Consider the following 21,927-nt stretch of genomic DNA (forward strand, 5'->3'; position numbering starts at 1 on the left):
ATAATTTATCACGAAACAAAAACTGAGTCCATTTTCAATATTCTTTTTAAATCAATGAGATAGCAAGCTGGCACACCGCTTGCAATAGATGAGATAACAAACGATAACGAGAAGATGAAAATGGCTAACGTCCAGTTGTTCCAATCGCTGAAAAACAAGTTCCTGCCGCTCGCCACCGCGATCAACGAGGCCGGCGCGCCAGCCTACGTGCTGACGCCCAAGCACCAGCTGGCGCGGTACGCCGCCACCGGTTGCCTGAACGCGACCTACTACGCCAGCGCCGAAGCGCAACTGGCCAAGGTACAGGAGCTGTGCCAGGGCATCGATCCCCAGTTCATCGCGCAGGCCGCCGTGTACTGCCGCGAACGCGGTTACATGAAGGATATGCCTGTGCTGTTGACCGCCATCCTGGCGGCACAGGGACATGCACAGCTGAGCGCCGTGTTCAACCGCGTCATCGACAACGGCAAGATGCTGCGCACCTTCGTGCAGATCGTGCGCTCGGGCGCCACCGGCCGCAAATCGCTGGGTTCGCGTCCGAAGAAACTGGTGCAGGCATGGCTGAACAACGCCAGCGAAAAAGCGCTGCTGTCTGCCTCGGTCGGCTCCTCGCCGTCGCTGGCCGATGTGGTGAAGATGGTGCACCCAAAACCAGCGGAAGCATGGCGCGAAGCTTTCTTTGCCTGGCTGCTCGACAAGCCGCATCAGGCCGAGGCGTTGCCACCGCTGCTGGCCAGCTTCAAGGCATACCAGCGGGATCGCGCGCAACCCGTACCGGATGTGCCGTTTCAGATGCTGACCGCGCTGGAACTGCCGGCGCAAGCCTGGGCGCGCATCGCGATGCAAGGCGGTTGGCAGATGGTGCGCATGAACCTGAACACGTTTGCGCGCCACGGCGTGTATGCGCTGCCGGGCATGACGGAAGCCATCGCGGCCAAGCTGCGGAATGCCGAACTCATCGCCAAGGCCAAGGTGTTTCCGTATCAGCTGCTGGCCGCTTACAAAGCCATCGACATGGAAATGCCGGTGGAAATACGCGACGCCTTGCACGATGCGCTGGAAATCGCATTGGCCAATGTGCCGCAAATCGACGGCGACGTGGTGGTGTGCCCGGATGTTTCCGGCTCGATGTCATCGCCCGTAACGGGCTATCGTGGCGGCGCGACGTCCTCCATGCGCTGTATCGATGTGGCCGCGCTGATCTCCGCTGCCTTGCTGCGCAAGAATCCGGACACCGTGGTGCTGCCATTTGAGGTGGATATGGTGCGCTGCGGACTGGATCATCGCGATACCGTGATGACGAATGCCACCAAGTTGGCGTCGATAGGCGGTGGCGGCACCAACTGTAGCGCGCCGCTTGCGTACATGAACAAGCGCAAGCTGCGCGCGGATCTGGTGATCTATGTCTCGGACAACGAATCGTGGATTGATGCACGACGCAACAGCGCCACGGCGACGATGCGGGAGTGGGAAGTGTTCAAGCGGCGCAATCCAGACGCCAAACTGGTGTGCATCGATTTAACGCCGCACGCCACCACGCAGGCGGTCGAACGCGAGGACGTGCTGAACGTGGGCGGATTTTCTGATGACGTCTTCAAAATCATCGCCGCCTTCGCGGCCGGCCAGTTGAGCGCGAGCCACTGGCTGGGAGAAATTGAAGCGGTAACGCTCTAGAGGCCATCATGGGATGGACACTGAGCGTGAGTAGCAAAGGTTTTGAGTCCGGCAAGAATGCCGCTGCGATTACATCCAAAGAAATCGCAGCAACTATTTGTCTCGCAGGTGCTCAATGGCGGTTTACCCCGAATGCAGACAGGACTACATCTGGTGACGCCGGTTCGATTCCGGCCTGGCAAGCCGATAAGGTTTGCCGGAACGTCCTGTCGACCCTTGTCGGGTTTGATTAAATATAGATAAGATGGAGAACAATATGGAAAACCAAGACTACGAAGTACTGAACATCGAAGGCGGCAAGCCGGTCAAAATGTGGACGCGCGGCGTGCCGGTCGAGGCGGAGGCGCGCGAGCAGTTGACCAAGACTGCCAGGATGCCCTTCATCTACAAGCACGTTGCCGTGATGCCGGACGTACACGTCGGCAAGGGCTCGACCATCGGCAGCGTGATCCCGACGCTGGGCGCGATCATCCCTGCCGCCGTCGGCGTCGATATCGGCTGCGGCATGATGGCCGCCAAGACCACGCTGACCGCCAACGACCTGCCGGACAATCTGGGCCCGCTGCGCGCGGCGATTGAGAAAGCCGTGCCGCACGGCTCCTCGCCGCAGCGGCGCGGCGGCCGCGACAACGGCGCCTGGAACACGCCGCCGCAGCCGGTCGATCTGGCGTGGGCCGCGCTCAAGCCGGAGTTCGACGCCATCTGCGAGAAAACGCCGCGCCTGAAAAACACCAATAACTACAAGCATCTGGGCACGCTGGGCTCGGGCAATCACTTCATTGAGATCTGCCTGGACGAAGCCGGCTCGGTGTGGTTCATGCTGCACTCCGGTTCGCGCGGCGTGGGCAATGCCATCGGCACGCACTTCATCGAGCTGGCGAAAAAAGACATGCAGACGCACTTCATCAACCTGCCGGACCAGGACCTGGCTTACCTTAGCGAAGGCACGCAGCACTACGACGACTACATCGAGGCGGTGGGCTGGGCGCAGAAGTTCGCGCGCACCAACCGCGAGGTGATGATGCACAACCTGATCGCCGCCGTGCGCACCGTGATCGCCAAGCCGTTCGAGACGCACGTGGAGGCGGTCAACTGCCACCACAACTATGTGCAGCAGGAGCGTCACTTCGGCAAGGATGTGCTGGTCACCCGCAAGGGCGCGGTGTCGGCACGCGAAGGCGAGCTGGGCATTATTCCCGGTTCGATGGGCGCCAAGAGTTTCATCGTGCGTGGCCGCGGCAATCCGGAAAGCTTCAACAGCTGCAGCCATGGCGCCGGCCGCACCATGAGCCGCACCGCCGCCAAGAAGCGCTACACCTTGCAGGACCAGATCAAGGCCACCGAGGGTGTGGAGTGCCGCAAGGATGAAAACGTCATCGATGAAATCCCGATGGCGTACAAGGACATCGACGCCGTCATGCTGGCCCAGCGCGAACTGGTGGACGTGGTCCACGTGCTGAAGCAAATCGTTTGCGTGAAAGGATAGCGATGATCGAACTCGACGGAGCGCAAGGCGAGGGCGGCGGCCAGATCCTGCGCAGCGCGCTGACGCTGTCCATGATCACCGGCCAGCCCTTCCGCATGATCAATATCCGCGCCAACCGGCCCAAGCCGGGCCTGATGCGCCAGCACCTGGCCGCCGTGCAGGCCTCGGCCCGCATCAGCGGCGCCGACGTGAGCGGCGCCGAGGCCGGATCGCTGGCGCTGCGGTTTGCGCCGGGCCCGATACGCGGCGGCGACTACGCGTTCGCCATCGGCACCGCCGGCAGTTGCACGCTGGTGCTGCAAACGCTGCTGCCGGCATTGCTGCACGCCGATGGGCCAGCGACCATCAGCATCAGCGGCGGCACGCACAACTCGATGGCGCCGCCGCTGCACTTCCTGCAGCGCGCATATGGCCGGGTACTGGGCGAAATGGGCGCCCGGATCGACATCCAGCTGAAGCGCTTCGGCTTTTATCCAGCCGGCGGCGGCGAAGTGCTGGCCTCGATCGCACCGTGCGCCCAGCTGCGTCCGTTTGAATTGCTGGAACGCGGCGCGCGGCGCCACGGCTATGCGGAGAGCTTCATCGCCGGCGTGCCCGCCAACGTGGCGACGCGTGAGCTGGCGGTCATCGGCTCCGGCATGGGCTGGACCGACGAGCAATTGCTGCATCGCGGCCTGCCGGGAGAACAGGGCCCGGGCAACGCCCTGCTGCTGACGCTGGACCATGAGCATGTGACCGAGGTGTTCGCCGGCTTCGGCGAGAAGGCGGTGCGCGCGGAAACTGTGGCCAAGCACGTTTTGCAGGAGGCACGCGCCTATCTTGCGTCCGGCGCCGCCGTTGGCGAACATCTGGCGGACCAGTTGATGCTGCCAATGGCCCTCGCCGGTGGCGGCTGTTTCACCACCAACGTGCTGTCCTCGCATGCGACCACCAATGCCGGGGTGATCAGCCGCTTCCTACCGGTCCGCTTCCATTTCGAGCACATGGCCGACAAGATCTATTGCCAGTTGAACTCTGCGCACCAGCTGTGAATGCTATGATGGGTCTCCCATCGATAGCATTCACCCCTACTCTTAGTTAAACAACAAATGCGCCGTTTGATTACCCGGCTTTGCCTCGTGGCGGGCGTGCTGTCCGGCGGCCCGCACGCCTGGGCGCTCGATCCCGGCGTCAGCCTGTTCGATTACCATCACGACACCTGGCGCCACAAGGACGGCGCGCCGGTCAGCATCACCAGCATGGCGCAAACCACCGACGGCTGGCTGTGGCTGGGCACCGAACAGGGCCTGTACCGCTTCGACGGCCTGCACTTCGAACGCTACCGCTCGCCATCGGGGCGGGCCCTGCTCAGCGCGCGCATTTCCACCCTCACCGCCACCCTCGGCGGCGACCTGGTGGTGGGCCACCTCGACGGCGGCATCAACCTGATACGGCGCGGCGAGATCATTCCACTGCCGGCATGGAACGCCGCCAAGGTCGACACGGTGTACGACATCATGGTCGACCGCGACGGCACCATCTGGATCTGTACCCGCTCCGGCCTGGTGCGCTACGCCAAGGGCGCCTGGCACAACGTCGACGCCAGCTGGGGCTTGCCGCAGAAAACCATCGAGGAGGCCACGCTCGACCAGTACGATCAGCTATGGGTGCTGGTCAGCCGCGAATGGTACAAGCTGGACCGTGACGCGCGGCGCTTCCAGCCCACCGGCCGCCGCGACGAGGACGGCGCCTTCTTCTCGCCGGACGGCGCCATGTGGCGGCGCAAGGGCAAGCTGATCGAGCGCGTGCCCAGCGGCCAGCCGGGGCCGCGGTTGCCGCGGCTGGAGGCGCAGCGTCACCTGTTCCGCCAGACGCGCGATATGTTCGACGCCGACGGCAATCTGTGGCTGCTGCGCTCGCCCAACGGCATCGCCCGCGTGCGCAAGCAGGACTTGCCGCGCAGCGACAGCTTCGATCCCTCGCTGCTGCCGGCCGAGCGCCTGGACCAGCCGTGGCAGCTCAGCAATCCGCACCTGATCGGCATGCTGGAGGACCGCGAGGGCAATCTGTGGGCGATGTCGCTCAGCGGCCTGGAGCGCTGGCGCAACCAGCGCATCCGCACCATCGCCTTGCCGGAAAACCTGGCCTCGCCCAACCTGGCGGCCGACGGCCAAGGCCGCATCTGGGTCGGCGCAGACAACCTCGAGCAGTTATGGGACGTGGCCGGCTCGACGCCGCCGGCGCCACGCACCGGCGCCCGCCGCATCGCCGTGGCGGGCCGCGCCGGGGCCATCCTGAGCGCCAGCGCGCAGGGCGTGGAGCACCGCCGCGACGGCAAGCTGACCGTGCTGCCGCTGCCGTCCGACTGCCCGAATGTGCGGGCGCCGCTGGTCAACCGCCTGGCCGAGGACCGCGACAGCATCTGGGCCGGCCTGCGCAACTGCGGCCTGTTCCGCTACCGCGACGGCGCCTGGCATCCCGGCGCCGGGCTGGGTATTCCGCCCAAGGAGCGCGTGATGACCGCCGCCCCCGACGGCGCCATGTGGTTCGGCTACCGCAACGGCGACGTGCTGCGCTTTCTCGATGGCCAGCTGACCCGCTACGCCATGGCCGATGGCCGCAGCCTGGGTCCGCTGCAACTGATCGACACCCAGCGCGAGATCCTGATCTCCGGCGCCGAGGGCATGGCCGTGCTGCGCCAGGGCCGCTTCGAGCGCCTGCACGCGGCCGAGCCGGATGCCCTGAACTACGTGGCCGGCGTGGTGGTCATGCCCAACGGCGACCGCTGGCTGCACGTCGGCGCCGGCCTGGCGCGCGTGGCCGCCGCCGACTGGCAGGCCAGCATGGCCGATCCGCGCCGCCCGCTGCGCATGGAGGTGCTGGACGCGGCCGACGGCTATCCGGGCGCGCCGATGATCTTCGCGCCGATCGCCAACGGCACGCTCGACGACGCCGGCAAGCTGTGGTTCGCCGCCACCGAGGGCATCGGCGTGCTCGACACCAACCGGCTGTACCGCAATCCGGTGCCGCCCGCGCTGGAGATCAACGCGCTCAGCGTCGACAACCAGCTGTATCCCCCGCAAGCCGGCCTGCGCCTGCCGCAAAAGCCGATGCGGGTGGACATCGGCTTCGCCGCCCTCAGCATCGGCATGCCGGAACGCATGCAAGTCTGGTACAAGCTGGACGGCGTCGACCGCGACTGGCAACTGGCCGGCACGCGCCGCATGGTCAGCTATTCCAATCTCGGTCCCGGCAGCTACCGCTTCAGCATCAAGGCCGCCAACGGCGACGGCGTCTGGAACGAGGGCGGCGCCAGCCTGTCATTCGCCATCGAGCCGGCCTTCACCCAGACCGTGTGGTTCTACCTGCTGTGCGCGGGCGCGGCGATCGCCGTGGCGTACGGCTTGTACCTGATGCGCCTGCGCCAGCTGGTGCGCCGCATGAACGCGGTGCTGGCGGCGCGCCTGCTGGAGCGCGAGCGCATCGCCCGCGCGCTGCACGACAGCCTGCTGCAGAGCGTGCAGGCGCTGGTGCTGCGCTTCAGCGCGCTCGGCAAGTCGCTGCCGCCGGACAGCGAAGCGCGCCAGCAGTTGAACACCCTGCTGTACGAGGCGGACGGCGTGATCGTCGAGGGCCGCAACGCGGTGATGGGCTTGCGTCTGGCCAGCGTGCATGGCGGCGATATCGAACTGGCCTTCCGCCGGCTGGTGGAACGCATGCAGGCCGAACATCAGGTAAGCATGGCGCTCAGCGTGCGCGGCACGCGCCGCCGGCTCGATCCGCTGGCATGGGAGGAGGTGTACCACATCGGCGCCGAAGCCCTGCTCAACGCCTGCCGTCACGCCGGCGCAAGCCGCATCGTCATGGAGCTCGACTTTGGCGCGCAGGGCCTGACGCTGCTGGTGCGCGACAACGGCAAGGGTCTGGACGCCGACCTGCTGCGCGATGGCCAGCGCGACGGCCACTGGGGATTGGTGGGTATGCGCGAGCGCGCCCACAATCTGCACGGGACACTGACGCTGCAAGCGGCCACGCCGCGCGGACTGACGGTGCGGCTGCATATACCGGCCACGCGCGCGTACGGCGGCCAGGGCCGGCCATCGTGGCGGCGGCGCGTGGCGTCCCTGTTCAGCCGCTGGCGCGGCGCCTAGAAACGCAAGCCGGGCGGCAGGCGCCCGCCGGCATCCATGCCGATGATGCCGCGCTGTATGCCCAACAGCACGGCGTGGGTGCGGTCGTTGGCCTGCATCTTGGCCAGCACGTTTTTCATGTGGGTCTTGATGGTGCCTTCGGACAGGCCGAGCCGGTCGCCGATCTTCTGGTTGGTGTTGCCCATCGCCGCCAGCTGCAGCACCTCCACCTCGCGCGGCGTGAGCGCGCTCATGTACATCTGCTCGGCCAGCGCGCACGCCACCGATGGCAGGATGCGGCGGCGGCCGCTGTGCACCGTCATGATGGTTTCCTGCAACTCATGGCGCACCGCGCTTTTCAGCATGTAGCCGACCGCGCCGGCGCGGATGGCCTGCGCCGCCTGGACGTTGCCTTCGTACGTGGTCAGCACGATCACACGCGCCTCCGGTGTCTCGTTGCGGATGGCGGCGATCGCCTCGCTGCCATGCATGTCCGGCAGTTGCAGGTCCATCAGCGTCACGTCCGGGCGCAGGCGGCGGTGCTGGGCCACCGCCTCGGCGCCGCTGCCGGCCTGGCCCACCAGCCGCACGCCCGGCATGGTCTCCAGCGCGCTGGCCACGCCCGCGAGGAAGATGGGATGGTCATCGACCATCAGCACGGTGATCGGGGCGGTCGTCATGGCTAGGCTTTCGGCGGAACTGGAAACCTCTACTTTGCCATAAAAAACGTTTACCCTCACCTACTCGATCGGACGATGCCGATCTATCAATATCTGAGGATTCGGCGCTTCCGCCCTTCTCCTACACTGGTTCCCGCTGTCCCTTCCCTTTCACCGACACGAGGAGCACACCATGAAAACCACCAATGCCGCCCTGGCGGCCACCCTGGCCCTGTCGCTGGCCGCCCTGGCCGGCAGCGCCCACGCGGCCGACACCAAGCCCGCCGAGCAAAAGAAACCAACCGAGAAATGCTATGGCGTGGCCAAGGCCGGCCAGAACGATTGCGCCGCCGGCGCCGGCACCACCTGCGCCGGCACCTCCAAGACCGACTACCAAGGCAACGCCTGGGTGCTGGTCGACAAGGGCACCTGCACCAAGATCAAGACGCCGAAGGGCTTTGGTTCGCTGACGCCACGCTAGCGCCGCCATGAAGCTCGCCCAGCTGCAACGCGATTTCAGCACCTGGCTGGTGGCGCCGACCGTCCCGCTGGCCAAGCGCCTGGGGCCGGCGGCGCGGCTGGCGGTGTACCAGAACAACTACCGCAGCCAGCTGGTCGGCTGCCTCGAACACTCGTATCCGCTGCTGTGCGGCTGGATGGGCGAGGATGCCTTTCTCGGCGCCGCGGTAAGCCATATCGATGCCCATCCGCCGCATGGCTGGACCCTGGACGCGTACGCCGACGGTTTCCACGCCACGCTGGCGGCGCTCTACCCGGACCACCCCGACCTGCACGAGCTGGCGTGGATCGAGCACGCGCTCAACACCGCCTTCGTGGCGGCCGACGCCGCGCCCGTCGCACAGGACAGGCTGGCGACACTGGACTGGGACCGCGCGCTGCTGCGGCTGACACCATCGCTGCAACTGCGCAAGGCCGCCACCAATGCCGAGGCCATCTGGAGCGCGCTGTGGGGGCAGCGCACGGCGCCGGAAGGCGAAATGCTGACCGAGCCGGGCGGCTACATCGTCTGGCGGCGCGGTCACACCGCCGTGCTGCGCCAGGCTGAAACGCTGGAATACGCGGCGCTGCTGCAACTCCAGCGCGACGGCGGCTTTGCCGCCCTGTGCGACTGGCTGGTGGCCGAGCGCGGCGAACAGGAAGGCATCACCCAGGCAGGCGCGCTGCTGGCGCAATGGCTAGGCGCCGAACTCATCACCGGCATCGACGTGGTTTAAACCGATACAAGGAACATCATGACTACGCTACATCTCCATCAAGCCGCGCCGCCCAGTCTCAGCGCGTGGCTGCGCCGTTTGTTGCCCGACAATCTGCTGCTGCTGATCGCCCGCTTGGGCATAGGCGCGGTGTTCTTCCTGTCCGGCCGCACCAAGGTGCAGGGCTTCATGACCATCAAGCCCTCCACCTACGAGCTGTTCCGCAGCGAATACGCCTTGCCGCTGCTGCCCCCAGACATCGCGGCGCAACTGGCCACGGCCGCCGAGAATTGCCTGCCAGTGCTGCTTGCGCTGGGGCTGGCCACGCGGCCGGCCGCCGCCGGCATGTTCTGCATGACGGCGGTGATTGAAATCTTCGTCTACCCGGACGCCTGGCCCACCCACCTGAGCTGGGCCGGCCTGCTGCTGCCGCTGATCGCGCGCGGCGCCGGCGCGTGGTCGCTGGACCACCTGCTGTGGCGCCGTTTTTCTTCCCACCACTCAACTGGAGCATCGCAATGAACACCATCCGCACCCTGGCCGCCGCGTTGGCGCTGGCCGCCGCCCCGGCCCTGCATGCGGCCGCCGAACCGGTCAAGAACATCGTCATCGTCAGCGGCTCCTTCGTGGACGGCTCGGGCTGGCGCGTGATCCACGACATCCTCACGCAGAAAGGCTACAAGGTCACGGTGGCGGCCCAGCCGCACACCAGCCTCGACGACGACATCGCCGCCGCCCGCGAAATCCTCGACCAGCAAGTCGGCCCGGTGGTGCTGGTCGGCCACAGCTCGGGCGGCGCGGTGATCTCCGCCGCCAGCGAGCGCGACAAGGTGAAGGCATTGGTCTACGTCTCGGCCCTGCTGCCGGACGTGGGCGAAAGCCTGGCCCAGGTGATCGGTTCCAAGCCCGCGCCCAGCAACAGCGTGAAGCCGACCCAGGACGGCCACCTGTTCGTCGACCCGGCCCGCTTCCACGCCGACGTTGGCGCCGACCTGCCGGAAAACCGCACCAACTTCATGGCCATCTCGCAAGTGCCTGCCACGGTGGCCACCTTCAACACCCAGATCTGGGCGGCGGCCTGGCGCAAGAAGCCAAGCTACGCCGTCCTGTCCACCGAGGACCGCGCGCTCAGCCCCGACCTGCAGCGGTGGATGTACCAACGTGCCGGCGCCAAGGTCACCGAAGTGAAGGCCAGCCACCTGGCCTACATCTCGCAGCCGGACCAGGTAGCAAAAGTGATCGACGACGCGGCCAATGCCCGCTGATATTTTTCAACCAAGGAGATAACCATGAGCCACAACCCCGCTTCCCGTTCGGCGCGCGCCGCCGCCTCCATGCTGCTGGCCCTGAGCACGCTGAGCGCCGCCATCCATGCCGACGCCGCCGACAAGCCGGCCGCGCCGGAGCCGAAAGGCCGCTGCTACGGCATCAACACCTGCAAGGGCACCAGCCTGTGCGCCACCGCCAAGAACGATTGCAAGGGCCTCAACAACTGCAAGGGCGAAGGCGTGCTGGTCAAGACCAAGGGCGAATGCCTGGCCGCCGGCGGCACCCTGACCGAACCGAAGACCAAGTAACCCTCACGCCCGCCCGGCACGCACTACCGCGCGCCGGGCGGTTTTTCCCTTTTTGAAGCAATCGCCATGCACACTTTTTCCGGCTACGGCCTCGGCTTGCGCAAGGAACACTATGCCGATTTCCTCGACGGCCAGGTCGCGGTCGATTTCGTGGAAGTGATATCCGAGAATTTCATGGTGGCCGGCGGCCAGCCGCGCCACATCCTGCGCCGGATCCGCGAGCGCCATCCGGTGGCCTTGCACGGCGTGTCGATGTCGATCGGCTCGGCCGACGGCTTGCGCACCGACTACCTGCATCTGCTGCGCGCCTTGGCGGACGAGATCGAGCCGCTGTTCGTGTCGGATCATTTGAGCTGGTCGCGCATCGGCGGTTTCAATTCGCACGATCTGTTGCCGCTGCCGTACACAGAAGAGGCGCTGGACATCGTCTGCGCCAACATCGACCGCGCGCAGGACGTGCTGGGCCGCGCCATGCTGTTCGAGAACCCGTCCAGCTATCTGCACTTTGAACCGGCCGACATGAGCGAATGGGACTTCCTGTCCGCCATGTGCGAGCGCACCGGCTGCCGCCTGCTGCTGGACGTGAACAACATCTACGTCAGCTCGGTCAACCACGGCTATGCGCTGGAGGACTACCTCGACGGCCTGCCATTCCAGCACGTGCGCCAGATCCACCTGGCCGGCCACACGCCCGGCGAGGTGCTGATCGACACGCATGACCGCGCCGTGTGCCCGGCCGTATGGTCGCTGTATGCGGAAGTCATGACGCGCACCGGCCCTGTCGCCACCATGATCGAGCGCGACGCCGACATCCCGCCCCTGCCAGAACTGCTGCGCGAACTAAACCTAGCCCGCCAACTCAACCCCACCCCCGTCATTCCGGCGAAGGCCGGAATCCATAGAACGCGCGCGCCCAGGCACACCCAAATTGGATTCCGGCCTACGCCGGAATGACGGGATTGGTGGACAGGTCAAGATCATAGCGCTTGCCAGCAATCAGCACATTACTCAGCCTAAGCCCACGCACATTATGGATAAACCAAGGCTGCTGCCGATTGAAAGGCTGACCAAAATCGCTGTCGCTGATACTGACATTACTAATCGGCGCCACCACCGGCGTGCCAGCACCGTTATAACTGGACGCCAGCGGCCCCAACAGCACAAACGCCTGATAACACGAATGCCGCGCCCCGCCCACCTGCACATCACCGGCACGGATACCACTGATATGCACATCCGACACCTGCGGCGGCCGGATGCGCATCACATCATCCTGCGGCGCATAGTCGCAATCAAACACAATCACCGCGCCACCACCGGACGAGGCCACGTCCGGCGCCACCTCCGCCTCCGGCAGGCGCTTGCTGAACATCGGCTGGGTCTTCACACCGTTTGGCAGCGTCAGCTTGCGGGCGTAGAAATGGCGCAGGTAGCCGCCACGGTTCATATTGGTCTTCAGCCGAATCGCCGTCCACAAGGGATTGCTGGCCCAGTGGACATTGCGGAACTCGATGTTCTGCACATAGACATTTTCGATGCCGGCCGCCATCTCGCTGCCCAGCGTGACGCCGCCGTGGCCGCTATTCATCACACAATCCTGAATCACGATATTGCGGCTGGGACCGAACTGCGTATCAAGGTTCTTGCCGGATTTGATGGCGATGCAGTCGTCGCCCGTGTTGAAGGTGCAGCCCTCGACCAGCACATGGTCGCAGCCATCGGGATCGAAACCGTCGCTGTTGGGGCCGAGGCTGTTCATCTGCACATTGCGGAAGCGAACGTTGCGGCAATTCACCGGATGATGCAGCCAGAACGGCGCCCCCTGCACCTGATAGCCTTCCAGCAGCACATCGCTGCAGCCAATCAGCTGCACCATGCACGGCCGCAGGAAGTGGCCGATACCAAACACGCGCCTGGCCAGCGGCACGCCGGCCTCGGACAGCGCCGGCAGGAAGTAGTGATCGGAACGCCAGGTCTCGCGCCCGCCCTCGATCTGCCGCCGCAGCGCCGGATCGAGCGCTGGCGCCAACTGGTCCAGCGAGGATGGATTGCGCGGATTGATCACACCTTGATGGTCGCTGGCCGGCGCGTCGTCCGGTTTGCGGCCGGTCCAGCCCCACCAGCAATCCTTGCTGTCCTTGAACGGCACGCCGCCCATGCCGTCCAGCACGCTGCCCTCGTCGCCGGTCAGGGCGATGTTGTGCTGGCCGTAGGCGTACACCATCGGCGAATAGTTCAGACAGTCGTTGCTTTGCCAGCGCGAGATCACCAGCTTGCCGTTCGGTCCGCAATCGATATCGCCATCGCACGCGTAGTCGAGCGGGTTGTTGTTGAAGTAGAGATGGGCGCCAGCCGCCAGGTGCACGTGCACGTTTGAGCGCAGCACCATCGGCCCGCAGCTGAGCCAGTTGCCGGCCGGGATCAACACCCTGCCGCCGCCCGCCGCATGACATGCCTCGATGGCGGCCTTGATGGCCGGGTAGCAATCGGGCGCGCCGGCCAGCGGCGCAGTCAGCACGCCCTTCTTTTGGTACGCCACAAAGCCCTCGACCTGCCCGGTCTGGCACGGCCGCGCGCCATACGCGGTAATCACGAAATCCTGCGGCCGGAACGTAAGCGGGCGCGCGCAGCGCGCGATGATCGCCTCGGCCTCCGCCCACGGATCGAGCGTGGCCGCCACGGCCGTGGTCACGCCCAGCGGCAGACCGGCGCCGGCAATCACGCCCGCCCCCACGCGCATGACCTCACGACGACGTGGATTGAGAACTGGTTCACGCAAGATAACTCCTCATGGCAATGGTTGGAATCCCTCGGCCCGCACCACCCAGCGGCCATCCTGCGGGAAGCCGGGCGTGGCGCGCTGCGGTGCGCCATCCCAGCCGCCCGCCATCATGGCGACCGCCGCCAGCAGGGCAGTGTTACCGGGCAGGTAGACCGGCAGATCGGTATTCGGATTATGCCCTGCCGCCGTGTAGCCGTTGTTGGGGCCGTCGGTCTTGAGCAGCACATCCACCGCCTGCTGTGGCGCGTCGAGGCGGGCGGCGGTCATGGCGATCATCGGATAATCCCAGCCCCAGATCTTGGTCTTGAAGTCCCAGTCGGCCAGCACCGCATCCAGCGTGCGGCGCATGACGGCGCGGTCCACACCCGCGCCCGGCAACTGGCCGAGCGACATCAGGAACGATGGATGGTCATGCCGGCTAGCCGGATTGTCCCAGGTATCCGGCGTCGATTCCAGCGCCACGTACTTGCCGTCTTTTTGCGGCAGGGCCGAGAGCTGCTGACGTTTCCGGTCCCAATCCGCATCCGGCGGCAGGCCGAGGCGCGCACGCCATTGCTGCGCCAGCGCCAGACCGGTGGCCCAGTAGCTCAGCTCATAGCCGGGATTCATGCTGGTGCTTTGATCGTAAATTTCCTGCGCGATCCACAGCGGTGGTCCCAGCACGTAACGCTGGCCGTCCCAGTGCAGCATGGACGCCATGGCGTCGGCGGTGGCGAACACCAGCTCGCGGTAGCGTTCCAGCGTCTGCCGGTTGGGCGCGCCGCGATACAGCAGCTCGGCCAGATGAATCACATGCGGCTGGTTCCATACGATGAGCGGATTGCCGCCAGGGCTTTCGCGGCCCTGCGGGCTGGTCATCTTCGGCCAGCGCGCGCCTTTCAGGCCGCGCTCAGCGGCGATCCGGCGCGCCACCGGCAAGGTCTTCTGATACCAGCGCAGCGCGTTTTCCAGATATTGCGGGCGGCCCCACAGCGCGAAGTGCGCGGTATGCCACCAGATCATTTCGGTGTGGTTCTTGCCGTACCAGGTGGTGGTGGTGAGGCCGCTTTCCTGCGGCGGGAAATCGCCGCCGAACTGGATCGCGGTCAGGTATTGCGACAGCACCACGCGGCGCTCCAGCTCGGCCGCGCGCGGATCGGTGCTGCCGGTAAAATCGATGGCCGCGCCGCTGTTCCAGAACGCCTGCCAGTGCGCGGCGCTCTGTGCGATGATCTTGCCGGCATCCGGCACCGCGTCCACCTTGGCCGCCGCGTAAGACACGGTGAAGTCCAGCGCCTCGCCACGCTTGGGCGCCAGCTGGAAGGTATGCGGCCCCGGCCGCGATACGCTGATCGCCTGCGCCGAGTGCACGGCCGCCGCGTAGCGGGCCGCATCGCGCTGGTGTTCCAGCGCCAGCAGATGTTCGTTCCGCGCCGTGATGCGCGTGCTGTGCGACGCCGGCTGGCTCCAGTCCAGCGGCGGATTGTATTTGACACTCATGTCATAGCCGCGCGGCAGCGCCAGTTGCACTTTCAGCCTGCCGCTGGCCAGCAGCGGCGATTGGATCCGCACCGCCAGCGTATCCTGCTGCGGACTCACCGCCGTGATCACGCTGACCGGCTGGCCGTCGATGGTATAGCGGCTGGTCAGCACACCCTTCCACATGTCCAGCTTCTGATCGATATTGCGGATATCCTCCAGCGCCAGTGCCGAACCGTCACCGCGCCGCAAGCTAAGCTGCCCCAACGGCCATACATGCGGATTGGTGCGCAGCCAGGTCGCCGCCGGACCGTCCATGATGGTGGGATAGCCCACCGTTTGCCCATGCGCGGTGTAATCGCGGTTGGTGTCGGCCAGCTGGTAGCCGTTCGGATTGGGGTCTTCATGCCACGACCAGCGCGCCTGCGTTTCCAGCGCGATGCCCTTGCCGCCGTAATGCTCGGGGAAGGTTTGCAAACCCGTGACGTCGGCGGTGAAACAAAACTGGCCATTGCCAACGCTCAGCGGCGCCCACGGATCGACCGCCTTCAATTGCGGATTGTGCCGCGCGACCAGCGCCTGCCGGTCGATCGCGGCGGGGCCGGCCTGCGCCGCGCCGCTTATCAGTATCCATACCAGCGCCATGGCGCGCTTCATCTTGGTCTCCATATCGCTCATCAAACGCTCACGAACGGCGATCATACCCACCAAATGCAACAGTTTTTGGGCCCAAACAATCAACTTGATGACTATAGCTGAATTAGTCAAATGGATGACCGAATCCGGATTGACGCTGTTCCCCGCAGTTTCCTACTATCGGCTGAGCCGCCTGACGGTGATAAATCCAAAAAAGGAGACTCAACAATGAGAACCAAAACAACCGCGATAAGCAATGCTGTTCTGCTGCTGGCCGCCGGCATCGCCGGCGCCGCCCACGCGCAGGAGGACGCCGCCCCGCAAAGCAACGCCGAAGAGAACAAGGTCGTCATCACCGGCTCGCGCCTGGTCAACCGCGGCTTCCTGGCGCCGACGCCGGTGAACGTGGTCGATGCCACCGAGCTGAAGGTGTCCGGCACGCAGAATCTGGAAAACCTGCTCAACGACACGCCGCAATTCACCGCCAACCAGCTGAACAGCCCGACCGCCAACACCGTGCAGGCCGGCCAGCCGTCCGGCACCTCGACGCTCAACCTGCGCAACCTGGGCCCGACGCGCAACCTGGTGCTGGTCAACGGCCGCCGCTTCGCCATCACCGGCCCGGACTTCACCACTGACATCAATACCATCCCCACCGCGCTGGTGAAACGGATCGAGACCGTGACCGGCGGCTCGTCGGCCGTGTACGGCTCCGACGCCATCTCGGGCGTGGTCAACTTCATCCTGCGCGATAACTTTGAAGGCGCGGAAATCAATGTGCAGGGCAACTGGGACCAGCCGACCCGCACCCCGACCAAGAGCATCGACCTGACCGTCGGCGGCAACTTCAACAATAACAAGGGCAACGCCGTTCTGTCGGTCAACTTCCAGGACCGCCAGGGCATGACGCGCGGCGACCTGGGCGGCTATTCCCTGCCCTCGCTGGGCGACGGCTGCGTGACGGCCGCCTCGTGGTCGGCCACCGGCCCGGGCACACCGCTCAGCGTGCCGTCCGGCCAGACCTGCCTGTCGGCCGGCGGCCGTCCGGGCCTGGTGTACAGCGGCTCCTCCACCGTGCCTACCGGCCGCATCGGCAACCTGCCGCTGTATGGTTCGTCCAGCTCCAACGCCGCGCTGGATGCGGCCATGGCGGCGGCCGGCCTGCGCAATATGACCTCGCTGGGCGCCATCTTCGACCCGACCGGCAAGGTGGTACGTCCCTACACCACCGCCGACGCGTTTGACCTCGGCCCGCAATCGTATGTGGTTACGCCGCAGAAGCGCTGGGTGGCCAACGCCTTCGCGCACTACAACTTCAACGAATACGCGACCGGCTATACCGAAGTCCACTTCAGCAACAATACCGCCAACGTGCAGATCGCGCCGGCCGGCGCCGGCGCCAACTTCCTGGTCAATACCAACAATCCTTACCTCAGCGCGCCAATGCAGGAAGTGCTGCGCCAACTGGACTTGAAGGAAAGCGGCACCTCGCGCATCACCAACGGTTCGCAGACCCTGACCACCACGCCGGGCGACGGCCTGGCCATCCTCAACCTGAACCGCCGCCTGACCGACGTCGGCAACCGCTTTGCCGCCACCGACCACTCGACCTTCCGCATCGCGCTGGGGTTGAAGGGCAAACTGAACGACGTGTCGGAGAATTACCTCACCGACCTCAAGTACGACATGTACTACACCAACAGCCGCACCACGGAATCGCAGTTCCAGAGCGGCTCGATTTCGCTGAGCCGCTACCAGAACGCCATCCTGTCGCAGGGCGGCGCGGCGCCGGTGCTGAATCCGTTCGGCCAGAACATCACGGCGGCGGCGGCCAGCGCGGTGTCGATCGCCTCCAACTCCAGCATCACCGCCGAGCAACAAGGCCTGGCGGCCAACCTGACCGGCCGCCTGTTGGAGCTGCCATCCGGCCCGGTCGACTTCTCCACCGGCGTCGAGCGCCGCCATGCGTTCAGCCGCTACTCGCCGGACGCCTACCTGTCGTCGGGCGACGTGTCGGGCTGGAACGCGGCGCGCGCCACTTCCGGTGAATCGACCGTGAAAGAAATCTTCGGCGAGGCGCGCGTGCCGTTGCTGTCGGACAAACCGTTCGCCAAGAACCTGAGCCTGAGCGGCGCCTTCCGCCGTTCCGACTACGACGTGGAATCGGTCGGCACCGTGTGGACCAACTCGGTCGGCACCGAATGGACGCCGGTCGACAGCCTGACCTTCCGCGCGCAAAAGCAGAAATCGATCCGCGCGCCGAACGTGGGCGAACTGTTCGGCGGCCAAGGCACCAACGGCCCGACCGCGACCGACCCCTGCTCCAGCCGCCAGCCGGCCGCGCAGCAAACCGCCGCCGTGCGCGCGTTGTGCGTGGCGACCGGCGTGCCGGCCAACCTGGTGTTCGACCAGTCGGTGCAACCGACCAACTTCATCACGCAAATCGTCGGCGGCAATCCGAACCTGAAGGCGGAAACCTCGCACACCACTACTGTCGGTGCCGTGTTCGCGCCGAAATCGGTGCAGGGCCTGCAACTGAGCCTGGACTACTACAAGATCACGCTGGACGACGCCATCTCGACGCTGGGCGGCGGCGGCATCCAGTCGGTGCTGAACCTGTGCTACAACACCATCCAGAACGCCAACAGCGTGTACTGCAAGGCCATCAACCGCGATCCGCTGACCGGCCAGATCGCCGCGCCCAGCTACGTGATGACCACGGCGGCCAATATCGGCGGCATCAAGACCCAGGGCTACGACCTGGCCGGCCATTACGGCTTCCGCAGCAGCTGGGGCCTGATGGGCGCCGATACGCGCTGGAACATCGACACCAACTGGACCTACGTGAAAGAACTGACCTTCACGCCTATCCAGGACCTGCCGAACATCACCAACCAGTGCGTGGGCAGCTTCGGCCAGACCTGCGGCCAGCCGGTGCCGAAGTGGAAAGGCACGGCGCGCCTGACCATGAATTCGGGCAAGCTGATGCTGTCGGCACGCGCGCGCTACATCGGTTCGGTGACGGTGGATACCTATGTGCTGCCATCGACCTCGGGCGGCTCGGCGCCGGCGCTGGATACGCTGACCAATCCGAAGATCAAGGCCTACACCTACCTCGACCTGACGGCCGGTTACGACTTCACCAAATCGGTCAGCCTGACGGCGGGCATCCGCAACGTGCTGGACAAGGAACCTCCAGTGCTGGGCTCGTCGCAGCTGCCGGCCAACAACACCATCGCCGCGACCTATGACCCGCTGGGCCGCAACCTGTTCTTCAGCCTGAACGTCAAGCTGTGAACGGCCGCCAACTGCAACGCCGGCGCGTGACGCTGGCACTGGGCGCCGGTCTGCTGGGCGCTTGCATGCCGCCAGGCGCTGCGGCAGCGTGCCCGGCTGATGTCGGCTGGGCCGACGCGCTGCGGCGCCATCTGGACGACATGGCGGCGCGGCTGACGCAAACGCTGAAGCCGTGGCAGGTGCCGGCGCGGGTGTTCACACCCGAGCAGCATGGCCTGGCGGCTGGCGGCGGCCTCGCCACCACCGCCATCCAGCGCGCGGTGGACGCCTGCGCGGCGGCCGGCGGCGGCACGGTGCGGCTGGCCAAGGGCGACTACGTCAGCGGCACCATCGTGCTGCGCTCGGGCGTGATGCTGGAAGTGGCCGCCGGCGCCCGCCTGCTGGCCAGCACCGACCTGCGCGACTACCCCGAACATCGCGCCAAACGTCCCACGGTACAGGACAGCAACATGGGCATGAACCAGTCGCTGATCTTTGCCGAGGGCTGCGAGCGCATCGGCATCAGCGGCAAGGGCCTGATCGACGGGCGCGGCACCAAGGACAACTTCCCCGGCGAGGAAACCGTCGGCGCCACGCCGGGCCGCCCGTTCATCATCCGCGTCATCGATTGCAAGCAGGTGGTGGTGCGCGACATCCGCCTGAAAGACTCGCCGTGCTGGATGCAGAACTACCTCAACTGCGAAGACCTGCTGATCGACGGCATCCACGTCGAAAACCAGGCCAACCACAACAACGACGGCCTCGACATCGACAGCTGCCGCCGGGTCATCGTGCGCAACAGCTTCATCAACGCGCAGGACGACGCCATGTGCTTCAAGGGCGCCGGACAGCGCTTGGCGGAAAACATCCTGATCGAAAACTGCCAGTTCTACAGCACCTGCAACGCGCTCAAGTTCGGCACCGATTCGCAGGGCGACTTCCGCAATGTGCTGGTGCGCAATGTGACGCTGGGCGGACCGGCCAACGACATGCGCGCCATCAACCGCCGCAAGGCCGATGGCGGCATCTCGTGGGAAATCGTCGATGGCGGCACGCTGGAGCGCGTGCTGGTGCATGACGCGCGCATCGTGCGGGCGGAAAGTCCGCTGTTCCTGCGGCTGGGCGATCGGGGCCGCATGCGGCCAGAACAGAAACGGCCGGGGCCGGGCGTGCTGCGCCACATCGTCTACGACCGCATCAGCGGGGACGACAACGGCATGCGCGGCTCCTTCTTCACCGGCATCCCCGGCGCGCAGATCGAACACGTGCTGCTGCGCGACATCGACCTGACCATGGCCGCGGCCACCGCTGCGGCGGCCGTGGCCGCCGAGGTGCCGGAAGCGCCGGCCGAGTATCCCGATCCGCACATGTTCTCCACCGTGATGCCGGCTTACGGCCTGTGGGCGCGCCACATCCAGCACCTGACCTTGCAGCGGGTGCGCTTCCGCGTCAACGGCAAGGACGCGCGGCCGGAAGTGCTGGCCGACGCCTGCCGTCAGTGAGCGACGCGGAACCAGTCGACGTCGATATAGCCGGTCTGGTCGCCTTTCACGTAAGTGAAGACGGCCGGCCGGCTGCCCTTCCACCATGAAAACTTCGCCAGCTGGGTGACCGGGCCGGCATTCGTGTACGGGCCGTTTTCACTCAACGCGTAGGAGAACTGCACTGTCTGGTCCTCCTTCACCAGCGCGCGCAGGATCACGGCCGCCGCCTCGATCTTGCCGATGCGCGTTTCCTCGCCGGCGTTGGCGTAGGTCAGATAATTCACACCACCCTCCCGCACCACGCCCACCCACGGCACCTTCACGCCGAACAGCGTGAGGCCGGCGCGCTGCGTGTCAGCCAGCCCTTGCAGCTCCACGCGCATGGTGATTTCCGATTGCGGGCCTTGCAGAATCTGCGTCAGCGTATTGCGTGCGCCGACCAGATACTCCGCCTTGCTGGCCTGAATGCGCATGAAGCCGGGCCGCCGCGTCAGACTCCAGCGCGCGTCGTCCGGGTTGTGGTTCCACGACCATTGCAAGCCCAGCCTGGCGGAGGAAAACTCGTCGCTGTCCTGCAAGCGGTAGTCCGGGGATTTCTCCGCCGTGTCCGGCGCCTCGTGCCGCGATACCGGCACCGTGTTGTCGCCCATGATCGGCCAGTCGTCCTTCCACACCACCGGCTGCAAATGCGCGATGCGGCCGAAGGCGCCGGTGCTGTTGAAGTGGATGAACCAGCCTTGGCCGGAAGGCGTCTCGACATAGCCGCCCTGATGCGGCCCCTTGAGGCCATTGCCCGGCTTGAGCGCGAGATGCGCTTCATAAGGTCCCTCGATGCTGCGCGAACGCAGCACCGCCTGCGGCCCGGTCTCCACGCCGCCGATCGGCGCGAACACATAGTAGTAGCCGTTGCGCTTGTAGACCTTCGGCCCTTCAAAGATGGGAAGGTTGGCCTTGTCTTCAATGATGGTCTTGCCGGCGTCATACAGCGTCGTGCCGTCCGGGCTCATCGCGTGCAGGATGCCGGGGCCGGCGCCGACCCTGGAGTGGATCAGATACGCCTTGCCGTCATCGTCCCAGAACGGGCAGGGATCCTCATAGCCCGCGCCGGCCAGCACCATGACCGGCTCGCTCCAGGCGCCGGCGGGGTCGGTGGTCGAACTCATGAAAATGCCCTCGCCCGGCGTGGCCCAATACACATAGAAGCGGCCCTGGTGGAAGCGGATCGAAGGCGCCCACACGCCGCCGGCGTAACGCAAACCCTCGCCCACCGGCTTGGACACCGCGTCGGTCAGCGGAAACGGCGGCCGCATATCATAGGAAGGATGAAAGCCCAGCCTGGGCAGCACATGACCGGCGATCTTCCAGTGCACCAGATCCTTGGAGGTCAGCACCGGAATCCCCGGCGAGAAATGGAAGCTGGAGGCCACGAGGTAATAATCCGTGCCGACGCGGATCACATCCGGGTCCGAGTAATCGGCGTAAATCACCGGATTGGCATATTCCGCCGCCGTACAGCCGCAGGCAAATGCCACCATCAACGCCACCGCCAGTTTCCGCATCGTCATCTCCACC

General features: G+C 65.7%; 17 protein-coding genes. 13 read left to right on the forward strand and 4 right to left on the reverse strand.

Annotated features, from left to right (window positions below; translation table 11 throughout):
• Nucleotides 1–120 precede the first annotated feature (120 nt).
• The 5 genes from FHW83_RS12405 to FHW83_RS12425 are packed head-to-tail and all read left to right on the forward strand — an operon-like array spanning nucleotide 121 to nucleotide 7,290.
• Nucleotides 121–1,674 carry an RNA-binding protein gene (locus FHW83_RS12405; RefSeq protein WP_176646673.1) on the forward strand — a complete coding sequence of 518 codons (1,554 nt, stop codon included), beginning with the start codon at nucleotides 121–123 and terminating at the stop codon, nucleotides 1,672–1,674.
• Nucleotides 1,675–1,682: 8 nt separating this feature from the next.
• Nucleotides 1,683–1,907: a hypothetical protein gene (locus FHW83_RS12410; RefSeq protein WP_176646674.1), complete on the forward strand. Its 225-nt coding sequence runs from the start codon at nucleotides 1,683–1,685 to the stop codon at nucleotides 1,905–1,907.
• Between the two features lie 23 nt (nucleotides 1,908–1,930).
• Nucleotides 1,931–3,160, forward strand: coding sequence for an RtcB family protein (locus FHW83_RS12415; protein ID WP_176646675.1), 1,230 nt, complete (start codon nucleotides 1,931–1,933; stop codon nucleotides 3,158–3,160).
• A 2-nt stretch (nucleotides 3,161–3,162) separates the two neighbouring features.
• Entirely contained in the window at nucleotides 3,163–4,191 is a 1,029-nt protein-coding gene (gene rtcA / locus FHW83_RS12420) for an RNA 3'-terminal phosphate cyclase (RefSeq protein WP_176646676.1), read from the forward strand.
• A 57-nt stretch (nucleotides 4,192–4,248) separates the two neighbouring features.
• On the forward strand, nucleotides 4,249–7,290 hold the full coding sequence (locus tag FHW83_RS12425; RefSeq protein WP_176646677.1) for a sensor histidine kinase: 3,042 nt from the start codon (nucleotides 4,249–4,251) through the stop codon (nucleotides 7,288–7,290).
• Here the strand turns inward: FHW83_RS12425 and FHW83_RS12430 are convergent.
• Nucleotides 7,287–7,949 carry a response regulator transcription factor gene (locus FHW83_RS12430; protein ID WP_176646678.1) on the reverse strand — a complete coding sequence of 221 codons (663 nt, stop codon included), beginning with the start codon at nucleotides 7,947–7,949 and terminating at the stop codon, nucleotides 7,287–7,289. The two genes, FHW83_RS12425 and FHW83_RS12430, sit on opposite strands and share 4 nt — an antisense overlap.
• Before the next feature lie 172 nt (nucleotides 7,950–8,121).
• Here FHW83_RS12430 and FHW83_RS12435 point away from each other — a divergent pair, with 172 nt between their 5' ends.
• The 6 genes from FHW83_RS12435 (at nucleotide 8,122) to FHW83_RS12460 (ending at nucleotide 11,673) form a co-directional block, all read left to right on the forward strand.
• Complete coding sequence (locus tag FHW83_RS12435) at nucleotides 8,122–8,409, forward strand: DUF2282 domain-containing protein (protein ID WP_176646679.1); 288 nt, start codon at nucleotides 8,122–8,124, stop codon at nucleotides 8,407–8,409.
• A gap of 7 nt (nucleotides 8,410–8,416) precedes the next feature.
• On the forward strand, nucleotides 8,417–9,163 hold the full coding sequence (locus FHW83_RS12440; protein WP_176646680.1) for a DNA-binding domain-containing protein: 747 nt from the start codon (nucleotides 8,417–8,419) through the stop codon (nucleotides 9,161–9,163).
• A gap of 18 nt (nucleotides 9,164–9,181) precedes the next feature.
• Entirely contained in the window at nucleotides 9,182–9,664 is a 483-nt protein-coding gene (locus tag FHW83_RS12445) for a DoxX family protein (protein ID WP_176646681.1), read from the forward strand.
• Nucleotides 9,661–10,407, forward strand: coding sequence for an alpha/beta fold hydrolase (locus FHW83_RS12450; RefSeq protein WP_176646682.1), 747 nt, complete (start codon nucleotides 9,661–9,663; stop codon nucleotides 10,405–10,407). The genes FHW83_RS12445 and FHW83_RS12450 overlap by 4 nt, the downstream gene beginning before the upstream one ends.
• Before the next feature lie 24 nt (nucleotides 10,408–10,431).
• Nucleotides 10,432–10,719: a hypothetical protein gene (locus tag FHW83_RS12455; RefSeq protein WP_176646683.1), complete on the forward strand. Its 288-nt coding sequence runs from the start codon at nucleotides 10,432–10,434 to the stop codon at nucleotides 10,717–10,719.
• Nucleotides 10,720–10,785: 66 nt separating this feature from the next.
• A complete protein-coding gene (locus FHW83_RS12460; RefSeq protein WP_176646684.1) occupies nucleotides 10,786–11,673 on the forward strand; it encodes a DUF692 domain-containing protein in 888 nt (295 codons plus the stop codon).
• Here FHW83_RS12460 and FHW83_RS12465 read toward each other — a convergent pair.
• Both FHW83_RS12465 and FHW83_RS12470 read right to left on the reverse strand, forming a co-directional pair.
• Nucleotides 11,660–13,498: a glycoside hydrolase family 28 protein gene (locus FHW83_RS12465; protein ID WP_308936753.1), complete on the reverse strand. Its 1,839-nt coding sequence runs from the start codon at nucleotides 13,496–13,498 to the stop codon at nucleotides 11,660–11,662. The two genes, FHW83_RS12460 and FHW83_RS12465, sit on opposite strands and share 14 nt — an antisense overlap.
• Before the next feature lie 9 nt (nucleotides 13,499–13,507).
• A complete protein-coding gene (locus FHW83_RS12470) occupies nucleotides 13,508–15,637 on the reverse strand; it encodes a hypothetical protein (RefSeq protein ID WP_229224155.1) in 2,130 nt (709 codons plus the stop codon).
• Between the two features lie 186 nt (nucleotides 15,638–15,823).
• Here FHW83_RS12470 and FHW83_RS12475 point away from each other — a divergent pair, with 186 nt between their 5' ends.
• Nucleotides 15,824–18,892: a TonB-dependent receptor domain-containing protein gene (locus FHW83_RS12475; protein ID WP_176646685.1), complete on the forward strand. Its 3,069-nt coding sequence runs from the start codon at nucleotides 15,824–15,826 to the stop codon at nucleotides 18,890–18,892.
• Nucleotides 18,889–20,373 (forward strand): glycosyl hydrolase family 28 protein, encoded by a 1,485-nt coding sequence (locus FHW83_RS12480; RefSeq protein ID WP_176646686.1) that lies wholly within the window; start codon nucleotides 18,889–18,891, stop codon nucleotides 20,371–20,373. Before FHW83_RS12475 ends, FHW83_RS12480 begins: the two co-directional genes overlap by 4 nt.
• Here FHW83_RS12480 and FHW83_RS12485 read toward each other — a convergent pair.
• Entirely contained in the window at nucleotides 20,367–21,914 is a 1,548-nt protein-coding gene (locus FHW83_RS12485; RefSeq protein ID WP_176646687.1) for a glycoside hydrolase 43 family protein, read from the reverse strand. The two genes, FHW83_RS12480 and FHW83_RS12485, sit on opposite strands and share 7 nt — an antisense overlap.
• Nucleotides 21,915–21,927 lie beyond the last annotated feature (13 nt).

It is taken from the genome of Duganella sp. SG902 (genome assembly GCF_013376005.1).
In the GTDB taxonomy this organism is placed as follows: Bacteria; Pseudomonadota; Gammaproteobacteria; order Burkholderiales; family Burkholderiaceae_D; genus Rugamonas.